8 protein-coding genes and 1 pseudogene are annotated in these 11,909 nt (G+C 63.4%); 5 read left to right on the forward strand and 4 right to left on the reverse strand.

Annotated elements, in window-relative coordinates; all coding sequences use genetic code 11:
- Window positions 1-95 precede the first annotated feature (95 nt).
- Window positions 96-3,407, reverse strand: a complete 3,312-nt coding sequence (locus tag AC0V2Y_RS15735; RefSeq protein ID WP_475414704.1) for a S41 family peptidase — start codon at window positions 3,405-3,407, stop codon at window positions 96-98.
- Window positions 3,408-3,610: 203 nt separating this feature from the next.
- Here AC0V2Y_RS15735 and AC0V2Y_RS15740 point away from each other — a divergent pair, with 203 nt between their 5' ends.
- The 3 genes from AC0V2Y_RS15740 (at window position 3,611) to AC0V2Y_RS15750 (ending at window position 8,421) form a co-directional block, all read left to right on the forward strand.
- A complete protein-coding gene (locus AC0V2Y_RS15740; protein WP_475414705.1) occupies window positions 3,611-4,660 on the forward strand; it encodes a quinone-dependent dihydroorotate dehydrogenase in 1,050 nt (349 codons plus the stop codon).
- A complete protein-coding gene (locus tag AC0V2Y_RS15745) occupies window positions 4,660-5,706 on the forward strand; it encodes an aldo/keto reductase (RefSeq protein ID WP_475414817.1) in 1,047 nt (348 codons plus the stop codon). The genes AC0V2Y_RS15740 and AC0V2Y_RS15745 overlap by 1 nt, the downstream gene beginning before the upstream one ends.
- 294 nt (window positions 5,707-6,000) lie before the next feature.
- Entirely contained in the window at window positions 6,001-8,421 is a 2,421-nt protein-coding gene (locus tag AC0V2Y_RS15750) for a TonB-dependent receptor plug domain-containing protein (RefSeq protein WP_475414706.1), read from the forward strand.
- A 91-nt stretch (window positions 8,422-8,512) separates the two neighbouring features.
- Here the strand turns inward: AC0V2Y_RS15750 and AC0V2Y_RS15755 are convergent.
- Window positions 8,513-8,608 (reverse strand): annotated as a pseudogene (locus AC0V2Y_RS15755) (FxDxF family PEP-CTERM protein); the annotation flags it as partial.
- Window positions 8,609-9,420: 812 nt separating this feature from the next.
- On the opposite strand from AC0V2Y_RS15755, the gene AC0V2Y_RS15760 reads away from it, so the two are divergent.
- Complete coding sequence (locus AC0V2Y_RS15760) at window positions 9,421-9,543, forward strand: hypothetical protein (RefSeq protein ID WP_475414707.1); 123 nt, start codon at window positions 9,421-9,423, stop codon at window positions 9,541-9,543.
- Complete coding sequence (locus AC0V2Y_RS15765) at window positions 9,540-9,893, forward strand: MmcQ/YjbR family DNA-binding protein (protein WP_475414708.1); 354 nt, start codon at window positions 9,540-9,542, stop codon at window positions 9,891-9,893. The genes AC0V2Y_RS15760 and AC0V2Y_RS15765 overlap by 4 nt, the downstream gene beginning before the upstream one ends.
- Here the strand turns inward: AC0V2Y_RS15765 and AC0V2Y_RS15770 are convergent.
- Window positions 9,890-10,822: a CysB family HTH-type transcriptional regulator gene (locus AC0V2Y_RS15770; RefSeq protein ID WP_475414709.1), complete on the reverse strand. Its 933-nt coding sequence runs from the start codon at window positions 10,820-10,822 to the stop codon at window positions 9,890-9,892. The two genes, AC0V2Y_RS15765 and AC0V2Y_RS15770, sit on opposite strands and share 4 nt — an antisense overlap.
- A 15-nt stretch (window positions 10,823-10,837) precedes the next feature.
- Complete coding sequence (locus tag AC0V2Y_RS15775) at window positions 10,838-11,908, reverse strand: sulfate/molybdate ABC transporter ATP-binding protein (protein WP_034747519.1); 1,071 nt, start codon at window positions 11,906-11,908, stop codon at window positions 10,838-10,840.
- Window position 11,909 lies beyond the last annotated feature (1 nt).

Consider the following 11,909-nt stretch of genomic DNA (forward strand, 5'->3'; position numbering starts at 1 on the left):
GCGGCGGTACACCGCGTAATCCGACACTGCAAAGCCAACAATGGTGTCGGATTACGCTGCGCCTCGGCGGCGCCGCTAATCCGACCTACGCCTTGTTACCTGCTCTTGTCCGGAAACACCGGACGTGCCGGCCGCACGGGCGGATTCTTCGCCAGTTCGGCCTGGATCACCTCGATCGCCTTTTCCAGCTGGGGATCGCGGCCGGCGATGACGTCGGCCGGCGTTTGCTCGACTTCGATATCGGGCGGCACGCCTTCGTTTTCCACGCCCCAGCCGTTTTCGCGCGTCCAGAACGCCAGGTTCGGCGCCGTGATCGTGCCGCCATCCATCAGCACGGGGAAGCCGAGGATGCCCACCAGGCCGCCCCACGTCGCCTTGCCGATCAGCGGGCCCATGTTGTTCTTGCGGAACATCCACGGCAGCAGGTCGCCGCCCGAGCCGGCCGTCTCGTCGATCAGCATGGCGCGCGGCCCCTGGATCGAAGCGGACGGGGTCTTCATGTCGGCGCCGTAGCGCATGGTCCACCAGGCGATTTCCTTCTTCTGCAGGATCTCGATGTAGTAATCGGCCACGCTGCCGCCGCCATTGAAACGCTCGTCGACGATGATGGCCTGCTTGTCCGCCTGCGGGAAGAAATAGCGCTTGAAGTAGGTGTGGCCCAGGCCCGCCGTATTCGGCACGTACACGTACGCCACCTTGCCATTGGTGGCCGCATTGACCTTGCGCATATTACCTTCGATCCAGTCGCGGTTGCGCAAGGCATCCTCGGTCGGCACGGGCACCACGGTGATCGTGCGCGCGCCCTTGCCGTCGGCCGATGGTCCCACGGTCAGGTCGATGGCCTTGCCGGCCGTGTTCTCGAAGGCGCTGTAGATATTCGTCGGCGGCGCCAGCGGGCGGCTGTCGACGGCCAGCAGGTATTCGCCCGCCTTCACGTTCAGGCCCGGCTCCGTCAGCGGCGCGCGCAGGGCCGGATTCCAGTTCAAGCCGCCATACACCTTCTTGAAGCGGTAATGGCCGTCGCTGACCTCGTAATCGGCGCCCAAGAGTCCCCCCGGCACCTTCTTCGCCTCGATGAAATCGTCGCCGCCACCGCCGCGGTGGTGGCCAACGGCCAGTTCGCTGCACATCCACTGGATCAGGCGGTTCAGGTCCGCGCGGCTGGACAACTCGGGCAGGAAGACGGCGTACTTGTCGCGCATGGCCTTCCAGTCCACGCCATGCATGCCAGGGTCATAGAAATAATCGCGATTGATGCGCCACACTTCATTGAAAATCTGCGCCCACTCGGCGCGCGGATCGGCTTTCACTTCGATGGCGTCGACCTTGATCTTGCCTTCGCCCGGCGCCAGCAGCTTGCCCGTGGCGCTCCCCATGGCCCAGTTGTCCTTCTGGCGGTACAGCAGCTTCTTGCCATCGGCCGATACTTCGAAATCATCGGCTTCCGCCACCACGGTTTCCGCCTTGCGCTCCTTCAGATCGAAGCGCTGCACGGCCTTCTTGCCGTCGCTTTCGCGCAGCAGGAAGATCTGCCCGGCGGCGCCGGCGGTCAGGCTGGAAAACTGCGCGGCCGGCAGCGGCAGGTCGACGATGCGCGTGGCGATGCCGTCGAAATCGATGTGGATCGGCGCCACGGGGACCACTGCCACTTTCGGGTCGTCGCGGCCCGTCTTCGGATCGATCTTCGGCTCGCTCTTCGGCTCCGCTTCCGCCTTCGCCGTGTCTTTCCTGCTCTCCGCGCTGGCGGCCTTTTCCTCGTCGCTTTCCTTGATCAGCGGCGACGGCAGGTCGCGCCGCAGCACGGCCATCCACACGGTGCGCGTCACCAGGTTGTCTTCGTTCTGCTGCGAGAACCAGTTGTTGCTGGGGCCCGCATTCGTCGACGCAAAGAAGTACAGGTATTTGCCGCTCTTGTCAAACACGGGCTGGGCCACGTCGGACAGGCCATCGGTCACGGGCATGGACTTGTTCTGCTCGACGGAATAGATGTAGGCGCTGCGCGTGTAGGTGGGCGAATTGAGCGTGTAGGCCAGCCAGCGCGAATCGGGCGCCCACGCGGCGCGCATGCTCTTGTCGACGCCATACATCGGCTCCGTGGCGATTTTTTGCACCTTGCCGTTGCCGATGTCGATCACGTACATGCTCCAGCCATTGTCGGCAAACGCGATCTTCCTGCTGTCGGGCGACCAGACGGCGTTGTCATAGAAGCCGCTGCCATTCAGCTTGAACTTGCGCACGGCGCCCTTGCCGTCCTGCGCGCGCACATGCAGCTCGTATTCGCCCGACTCGTCCGAGAAATACGCGACCGAGCGGCCATCGGGCGACCAGATCGGCGTGCGCTCGTGGGCGCCGGCCGTCTGCGTCAGGTTGCGCACGTCGCCCTTGTCGGCGGGGATGGTGACGATCTCGCCCCGGTATTCGAAGGCGATGCGCGCGCCAGACGGCGAAATCGAGGCGTCGCGGATGTATTTCGCATTCTTCACCCAGCGGGCGCGCGTCTGTCCCAGGTCGCTGGCCACGCCGATGGTCAGCTTGCGCGCCTGGCCGCTGGCGATGTCAAACGAGTGCAGATAGCCGGCCTGCTCGTAGACGATGGTGCCGTTCGCGGCCGACGCGTTCAGCACGGGGAAATCCTTGTGCCGCGTCAACTGGCGCACGGCTTTCGTCTTGACGTCGTAGGCAAACAGGTTGAATTCGCCGTTGCGGTCGGAGCGGAAGTACACGGTGTCCTTGATCCACATGGGGTCGACGTCGTTCGAGCGCGTGGTCGGCTGGGGGATTTTTTCGATCGACTTGTCGCTGGACGAAAACAGCCACAGCCAGGAATTGGTGCCGCCCCGGTAGCGCTTCCACTGCTTGAAGGCGGGCATCAGGGGGTTGTAGGCGATGCGCTTGCCATCGGGCGAATACGTGGCGCGCGACGCGTTGGGGATTTCCAGCTGCGTTTCCACGCCGCCCGCCACGGGCACCGTAAACAGCTTCTGGAAGCGGTTGTTGAAGGCGGCGCGGGGCGAAGTGAACATCACGGCCTGGCCATCGGGCGTGAACGCTTGCGCCAGATCAACACCAGGATGGAAAGTCAGACGGCGCGGCACGCCGCCCGCCGCCGCGATCACATACACGTCGACATTGCCGTCGATGTTCGCGCTGTACGCGATCAGGCTGCCGTCAGGCGAAAAGACGGGATTCGATTTGTCGCCCAGGTCGGACGTCAGGCGCCGCGCGCCGCCGCCATCGAGGTTCGACAGCCACAGGTCGCCCGCATAGATGAAGGCGATGTGGCGGCTGGAAACGGCCGGTTCACTCAGCATGCGAGTGTCCTGCGTATTGGGCAAGGCCAGGGCCGGGTGGCTCAGCAGCAGTGCGCTGACGGCCGCGATGGCGGTCAGGATGCGTGTCTTATTCAATCGATGTCTCGCTTATGAAGTGAAGGGAACAGGGAAGAAACAGGAAAGTCCGAGGCCGGATGCGAATGAGCAAGGACTTAATATTGCATCAGACCAACAAGAACTATACACCCGGCAGCCGCGCGGAACACGGTAAAATACGGCACTTATTTCGCGCGCCGCCAGCCCTTCCCGGCAGTCCGCATACCTACTCAAAGCGCCCCATGTCTGAAAAATTCCTGTATTCCCTTGCCCGCCCGCTGCTGTTTTCGATGGATGCCGAAGCGGCCCACCATTTCACCCTGCCCGCCCTGAAACGCGCCAGCGCGCTGGGCCTGACGAAGCTGGCCGGCAAGCCGGCTGCTGATCCGCGCACGGTGATGGGCATCACCTTCCCGAACCCGGTCGGCCTGGCCGCCGGCCTGGACAAGGATGGCGCCTACATCGACGCGCTGGCCGACCTGGGTTTCGGCTCGATCGAAGTGGGCACCGTCACGCCGCGCGCGCAGGCGGGCAATCCGCAACCGCGCATGTTCCGCCTGCCGCAGGCGCAGGGCATCATCAACCGCATGGGTTTCAACAATGGCGGCGTGGACGCGTTTGTTGCCAACGTGCAGGCGTCGAAGTTTTACCAGGAACGCGCCGGCGTGCTGGGCCTGAACATCGGCAAGAACGCCGACACGCCGATCGAGCGGGCGGCCGACGACTATCTGCTGTGCCTGGAAAAAGTCTACCCCTACGCCAGCTATGTGACGGTAAACATCTCGTCGCCGAACACGAAGAATTTGCGCCAGCTGCAGGGCGCGTCGGAACTCGACGCCCTGCTGTCGCAACTGAAGGACGCGCAGGCGCGCCTGGCGGACAAGCACAAGCGCTACGTGCCGCTGGCCCTGAAGATCGCCCCGGACATGGATGGCGAGCAGGTGAAAAGCATCGCCGAGTCGCTCACGCGCCACAAGATCGACGGCGTCATCGCCACCAACACGACTCTGTCGCGCAGCGCCGTCGAACGCATGCCGCACGGCGCGGAAGCGGGCGGCCTGTCGGGCGCGCCTGTGTTCGAGCTGTCGAACAATGTCATCCGTTTGCTGAAGGCGGAACTGGGCGACGCGCTGCCCATCATCGGCGTGGGCGGCATCATGCAGGGCAAGGATGCTTTGGCCAAGTTCGAGGCGGGCGCGCAACTGGTGCAGCTGTACAGCGGCCTGATTTACGCCGGTCCCGCGTTGATCAAGGATTGCGCGCGCGCGCTGCGCGGCAAACAGCCGGCATGATAGACAAGGTCAGACTCGGTTCCAGCAGCCTGGAAGTGAGCCGGATCTGCCTGGGCACGATGACCTTCGGCGAGCAGAATAGCGAAGCCGAAGCGCACAGCCAGCTCGATTACGCGCTCGAGCGGGGCATCAACTTCGTCGACACGGCGGAGATGTATCCGGTGATGGCCAGCGCGCAAACGCAGGGCAGCACGGAACGCTACATCGGCAGCTGGCTGAAGAAAAGCGGCAAGCGCAGTCAGATCGTCCTGGCCAGCAAGGTGGCCGGGCCGAACTCGCGCATGCACTGGATACGCAAGGGCAAGACGGACCACGACGCGGTCAACATCCGCGCCGCCGTCGAGGACAGCCTGCGCCGGCTGCAGACGGAGCACATCGACCTGTATCAATTGCACTGGCCCAGCCGCAATCTGCCCATCTTCGGCGCCAGCGTGTACAACCCGCGCAAGGAACACGCGTCGGTCGCCATCGAAGAGACGCTGGCCGTGCTGGGCAAGCTGGTCGAGGAAGGCAAGATCGGCCACATCGGCGTGTCGAATGAATCGTCGTGGGGCGTGTGCGAATACATCAAGCAGGCCGAGCTGAAAGGCTTGCCGCGCATCGTGTCGATCCAGAACCTGTACAACCTGACGGCGCGCCATTTCGAGACGAGCCTGCTCGACGAAACCTGCCACCGCGAAAACGTCGGCTTGCTGGCCTACAGCCCGCTGGCGTTCGGCCAGCTGACGGCGAAATACCTCGACGATCCGCAAGCCAAGGGCCGCCTGACGATCTTCCCGCCCGGCTGGAGTCCCCGCTACGTGCGCCCCGCCACCATCGCGGCAGCCGGCCAGTATGCGGCGCTGGCCCGCGCGCACGGCCTGACGCCGGCGCAGCTGGCACTCGCCTGGTGCTACTCGCGCTGGTTCGTCGCCTCGACCATCATCGGCGCCACCAGCGTGGCGCAGTTGCAGCAAAATATCGATGCGCATGACATCGAATTGTCGCCGGAACTGGTGGCGGCCGTCGACGCCATCCACGCCATCCTGCCCAATCCGGGACAGTAAGGCCCGCCGTCTGGCGGCGCATGCCGTCGCCAGGTTTCCCGCCCTCATCGCAGATAGTCGTATTTATACAACAGCCGGCAATTTACTGCTGTGCAGCATTGCGGCCTTGCCTTGCCCGGTCGTATGCTGGAAACGAGGCCATATGCGCTACGCGCACCATGTTGACGTCTTTCAGATATTTATTGCATATCGATAGACAGAACGATTCGTAAGCACGCCGCGTGCCCACTGTTAATCTGATTGCGTCACCGGACCGCCATGGTCCGCGCAACCACAACCGAAGAGATATCGTCGATGAGTTCAAGCAACGCCCGCTCCCAGCTTCCCGCCCTCCCCGTAAAAACCGTCATCGCCGCCAGCCTGGTCGCCTGCTTCAGCCTGCCGATGCAGGCGCAAGCGCAGCAAGAGCTGCCGGCCGAAGGCGAATTGCAATCGGTGGTGGTCACCGGCACCTTCGCCAAGAACCGCCGCACCATCGATTCCGAATCGCCGATCGACATCCTCACTTCGCGCGACCTGCAAAGCACGGGATCGGGCGAACTGGCCACCGTGCTGGCGCGCCTGCTGCCGTCGCTGAACTTCGCCCGCGCCACGGGCGCCGACGCCAGCGACGCCGTGCGTCCGGCCCAGTTGCGCGGCCTGTCGCCCGACCAGACCCTGGTACTGGTGAACGGCAAGCGCCGCTATACCTCGGCCGTCGTCAACGTCAATGGTTCGCTGGGCCGCGGCTCGGCGCCCGTCGATCTGAACGCCATCCCCTTGGCCGCCATCGACCACGTGGAAGTGCTGCGCGATGGCGCCGCGGCCCAGTACGGCTCCGACGCGATCGCCGGCGTGATCAACATCATCCTGAAAAAAGGCGCGGCCGGCGGCGATGTCGAAGTGGGCTATGGCCAGACGCAGGAACGCGACGGCAAGCAAAAATCCATCAAGGGTTCGGCCGGCTTCGCCCTGGGCGAGGACGGCTGGGTGCGCGTCTCGGCCGAAGTGGCGGAACGCGACCCGACCAACCGCGCCGGCGCCGACTTCCGCAATCCGCTGGAGCCGCGCTACGGCAAGGTCAACCAGCGCTATGGCGACCCGGAAAGCAAGCCGGCAACGATTTTCCTCAACAGCGAATACCGCATCAACGACAATATTGACTGGTATGCCTTCGGCAACTACGGCAAGCGCGACACGTCGGCCGCCGCCACCTGGCGCACGGCGCTGATCCAGGATTCCAACACCAAGGTGTATTCGCAGCGCACGCCGATCTTCCCGGAAGGCTTTTTGCCGCTGCAAAACAGCACCCTGACGGACCAGTCCTTGGTGACGGGCTTGCGCGGCGAAGCGGCAGGCTGGCGCTGGGATGCCAGCCTCAATTACGGCAGCAACAAGTTCGAACTGGACCTGGACAATACGGTCAACCAGTCGCTGGGCGCCAACAGCCCCACGCATTTCTATGCCGGCTCACTGAAGAACGAGCAGACCGTGTTCAACCTCGATGCGGCACGCGAATTCCCCGTCGCGTTCTTTTCCGGTCCGCTGACGGTGGCCGTGGGCGCCGAGGCGCGCCATGAAAAGTACACGATCGGCGCCGGCGATGAAGCGTCGTACACGGGCGGCGGTTCGCAAGGCTTTGCCGGCTTCCGTCCCGTCAACGCGGGCAGCCACTCGCGCCACAACGAGTCGATCTATGTGAACCTGGAAGCGGAAGCGACGAAGAAACTGTCGGGCGGCGTGGCGTTGCGCCATGAGCGCTACAGCGATTTCGGCAGCACCACCTCGGCCAAGGGCTCGGCCCGCTATGCGTTCACCGATGCGCTGTCCCTGCGCGGCACCGTGTCGAGCGGCTTCCGCGCGCCATCCTTGGCGCAGCAGTACTACACCATCACCACCACCAACTTCCAGGTCATCAACGGCAACAATACGGCCATCGAGACGGGCACCTTCGCCGTGAATACGCCGCAGGCGCGCGCCCTCGGAGCGCAAGACCTGAAGCCGGAAAAGGCCCGCAACTACAGCCTGGGCCTGCAGTTCCAGCCCAGCCGCAACTTCACCACGACGGTCGACGCCTACCGCATCGACATCGACAACCGCATCCTGTTCTCGGCCAACCTGGCGCTGAACGACAAGCTCAAGGCCCAGCTGGCGACGCAAGGCTCGACCGTGGGCGCGGCGCGCTACTTCACCAACGCCGTCGATACGCGCACGCAAGGCGTGGACATCGTCAGCACCTACCGCATCGACCTGCAGGACAAGGACCGCCTGGACCTCACCGTGGCGTACAACCACAACAAGAGCACGGTACGGAAAATCGCCGACAATCCGGCCATCCTGACGGCCAACAACCTGAAACTGATCGACCGCCAAAGCATCGACCGCATCACGGTGGCGTCGCCGAAGGACAAGTTCAGCCTGGCCGCCGACTACGGCTTCGGCATCTGGAATGCGCACGGCGTCGTGACGCGCTACGGCAGCTTCACCGTGCCGCAAAACGACGTCAAGCTGGACCAGACGTATGACCCGCAATGGGTGCTGGACGTCTCCGGTTCCGTGAAACTGGGCAAGAACTGGCGTCTGGTGGCCGGCATCGACAACGTCACCAACCGCTATCCGGCGCAAGTGACGAGCGCGGGCAACCTGAACGTCAACGGTACCCAGCCGTACAGCATCTTCGCGCCGAACGGCTTCAACGGCCGCTATTACTACGCCAAGGCTGGCTATAGCTGGTAAATCCCCCCCTGCCATGCAAAAAGCCCGGAACGCATCGCGTTTCCGGGCTTTTTTTCATGCTTTAGCACAAGCGCCCGCAGGCGCCTCAGGCTCAGGCGCGGCGGCGGCGCGCGACAAAACCGACCAGGCCCAGGCCCAGCATCAGCATGCCGTAGGTCGCTGGCTCAGGCACGGCCGATACCGAACTGTAGGCGCGGAAATTGCTCAGGCCGCGCGGCAGGTTGGCAATGCTGAAAACCGTATTCGCGGCCAGCGGCGTGTCCCAGTGGAACAGCAGTTCGCCACGGCCATAATGCACGGCCAGGTAGTCGAAGCTGGAGTTGACGGTGAACGAACCGGACTTGCCGCTTTCCAGGTCGCCCTGGGCGGCAAAGACCAGCGAGCCGGTACCGCTGGAAGGCAGACCAAACTTGCTGCTGACCAAGCTCTGGATGGCGGCCGCGCTTTGCGCGCCGGACGGGTTGGCGCCGTCATAGACCCAGACCGAGTCCGCTGCCACGCTGCCGTAGGTGACGGTCTTGCCGCCCACCGAGAAGCCGCTCATGGCGGGATCGGTGATTTCCACCCAGCTTGCGGCCTGGGCCAATGGCGCCAGGAAAGCCGAAACGCTCAGGCACAGACCCAGCAGCGCATGTTTAGTCGTATTCATAATTTCCCCTATTGATAAATTTCAAAAATTACAACGTTAATTATATTTTTGTTATATTTCTTTGCGATTGGACAAAAGATATCATTCAAGAAACCAAAGTGCAATAAAAGAAACAAATTTTACCATTGGCATTTTCAATCGGCCCCATCAGTTTCTTACCGAGAACGGCTATCACGGGGCGTGCTACCATCCTTGCCGCGACCGGACGCCGCTTCAGGAAGCAAGATTGTTGTAGATCGGCACATCCCAAGCGGTGGTGTAGCCCTGCGGCAACCAGCATGAAGGAAGGCGTGGTCATCCTGACACGCAATCGGCTACCATGGGTTCACTCTTCTTGATATCGGATAACCATGCCCAGCTGGCACCTGGCCGACGCAGCCGACCTGGCGGCGCGCGCCCCCTCCACCATCTATAAATCGCCGCCCGAGGCCATCGCCCACAACACGCAACCATGCATGGCGGTGGACGAATGACGACAGATGAACTGAAGGAATTTTGCGCGGCCCTGCCCGGCGCGCAAGCCGTACTGTACGGTGCGCCGTCGAACATCCTCGTGTATGAGGTAAGCGGCAAGAAGTTTGCCTATTTCAAGACCAGCGCGCCGGAACAATGGCGCTTCAGCCTGCGCGTCAGCGCCGGGCGCTTCATCGAACTGACGGACATGCCGGGCGTGAAACCGGCCCGCTACATGGGCCGCTTTCACTGGATCACCATCGTCGACGTGGCGCGCTTCCCGGCCGATTACCTGGCGGAACTGGTGCAGGATAGCCATGCGCGCGCCGTGGCCAGCCTGACCCGCGCACAGCGGGCCGCGCTGGCTTAAAGAGCGTCCTCGCCCGCCATGGCGCGGTCGATGTCTTCGCGCGTCAGGTCCGGCGCCAGCTGCAGGATGAACTCGTAGGCGTAGGCGCGCAGGTAGGCGCCGCGGCGCACGGCCAGGCGCGTCGTATTGGTGGCGAACAGGTGCGATGCTTCCACGGCCCGCAACCCCTTGTCGCGGCCATGGTCGAAGGCCATTGAGGCGACGATGCCCACGCCCAGCCCCAGCGCCACGTATTGCTTGATGACGTCGGAATCCATGGCCGTGAGGATGATGTCGGTCGTCACGCCCGCCTTGGCGAACGCATCGTCGATATGGCCGCGGCCCGTAAAACCCTTGTCGTAGGTAATCAAGGGATATTTCGCCAGGTCTTCCAGGCGGATCGGCGAGTGTTCGAGCAGCGGGTGGCCGTCCGGCACGACGATCAGATGGCTCCAGCGGTAGCACGGGAACGACACGAGGTCGGGGAACTGGCTCAGGCCTTCCGTGGCGATGCCGATATCGGTCTTGCCCGAGAGCACCCATTCCGCGATATGTTCCGGTGCGCTTTGCTGCAGCGCGATGCGCACCTCGGGGAAGGCGGCGCGAAAGCCCTGTACCACTTTCGGCAGCGCATAGCGCGCCTGCGTGTGCGTGGCCGCCACGGATAAGGTGCCGCTGGTCTGGCCGCTGTATTCGAGGCTGGCCTGCTGCAGGTTTTCCGCCTCGATCAGCAGGCGGTCGACGATTTTCAAAATGCCCTTGCCCGGTTCCGTCAAGCCCGTCAAGCGCTTGCCGTTGCGCTCGAAAATCACCACGCCCAGCTCGTCCTCGAGTTCGCGGATCTGCCGGCTTACGCCCGGCTGCGACGTGAACAGCGCGTTGGCCACTTCCGTCAGGTTATAGCCGCGGCGGGCCGCTTCGCGGATCGAACGCAGTTGTTGAAAGTTCATATTGGTTCCAGCCTTTTAGGTTCTTGTCGGTTCAACGAACACGTGGAGGCGTTTCGGGCGGACAACCAGCGTTTCGCCTTCCTTCAGCTGCAGATGGGTAAAACGCTCGTTCGACATCACCGCTTCGATCAGCTCGCTGTTATCGACGCGCTGCAAATCCAGCTGGGCCAGCGGGCCGATCGCATGGGCGCGGCTCAGCTTGACCACGATGCCTTCCGCGCCCTGCGTGTAGCGGTCGATTTCCAGGTCGTGCGGACGCACATAGGCCGTGCCCTTGCTGTCGCTCACGCCCGCGTAATCGGGCACTTCGAAGCTGGCGTCGCCGGTCGCCATCACGCCGTCATGCACGCGGCCGTGGAACAGGTTGACGTTGCCCAGGAAGCCATACACGAACGGCGAGGCCGGGTGGTTGTAGACTTGCTCAGGCGAACCCAATTGCTCGACCGTGCCTTTGTTCATCAACACGACCTGGTCGGCCACTTCCAGCGCCTCTTCCTGGTCATGCGTCACAAAAATGCTGGTGACGTGCAGATCGTCATGCAGGCGGCGCAGCCAGCGGCGCAATTCCTTGCGCACCTTGGCGTCGAGCGCGCCGAACGGCTCGTCGAGCAGCAGCACGCGCGGTTCGACCGCCAGGGCTCGCGCCAGGGCGATGCGCTGGCGTTGTCCGCCCGACAGTTGCGGCGGATAGCGGTCGGCCAGCCAGTCCAGCTGCACCAGCTCCAGCAAATCTTTCACTTTACGGCGGATCTGGTCTTCCGACGGGCGCTCGCTGCGCGACTTCACGCGCAAGCCAAAGGCCACGTTCTCGAACACGGTCATGTGCTTGAACAGGGCGTAATGCTGGAAGACGAAACCGACTTGCCGCTCGCGCACGTGACGGTTCGACGCGTCTTCCGCATCGAGCAGCACCTGGCCGCTGTCCGGATGTTCCAGACCGGCTATGATGCGCAGCAAAGTCGTCTTGCCGCAACCCGACGGGCCCAGCAGGGCCGTCAGTTCGCCGGCGGGAAAGTCCAGCGAGATATTGTCGAGGGCGACGAAATCGCCGAAACGCTTGTGGATGTTTTTAACTGCGATGGTCATA

The sequence above is a fragment of the Janthinobacterium sp. BHSEK genome, from assembly GCF_056174685.1.

What these genes read in the sequence shown, in the direction of transcription:
- AC0V2Y_RS15740 (WP_475414705.1), top strand. Translation starts at nt 3,611, where the DNA reads ATGTCTGAAAAATTCCTGTATTCCCTTGCCCGCCCGCTGCTGTTTTCG.
- AC0V2Y_RS15750 (WP_475414706.1), top strand. Translation starts at nt 6,001, where the DNA reads ATGAGTTCAAGCAACGCCCGCTCCCAGCTTCCCGCCCTCCCCGTAAAA.
- AC0V2Y_RS15760 (WP_475414707.1), top strand. Translation starts at nt 9,421, where the DNA reads ATGCCCAGCTGGCACCTGGCCGACGCAGCCGACCTGGCGGCGCGCGCC.
- AC0V2Y_RS15765 (WP_475414708.1), top strand. Translation starts at nt 9,540, where the DNA reads ATGACGACAGATGAACTGAAGGAATTTTGCGCGGCCCTGCCCGGCGCG.
- AC0V2Y_RS15770 (WP_475414709.1), bottom strand. Translation starts at nt 10,822, where the DNA reads ATGAACTTTCAACAACTGCGTTCGATCCGCGAAGCGGCCCGCCGCGGC.
- AC0V2Y_RS15775 (WP_034747519.1), bottom strand. Translation starts at nt 11,908, where the DNA reads ATGACCATCGCAGTTAAAAACATCCACAAGCGTTTCGGCGATTTCGTC.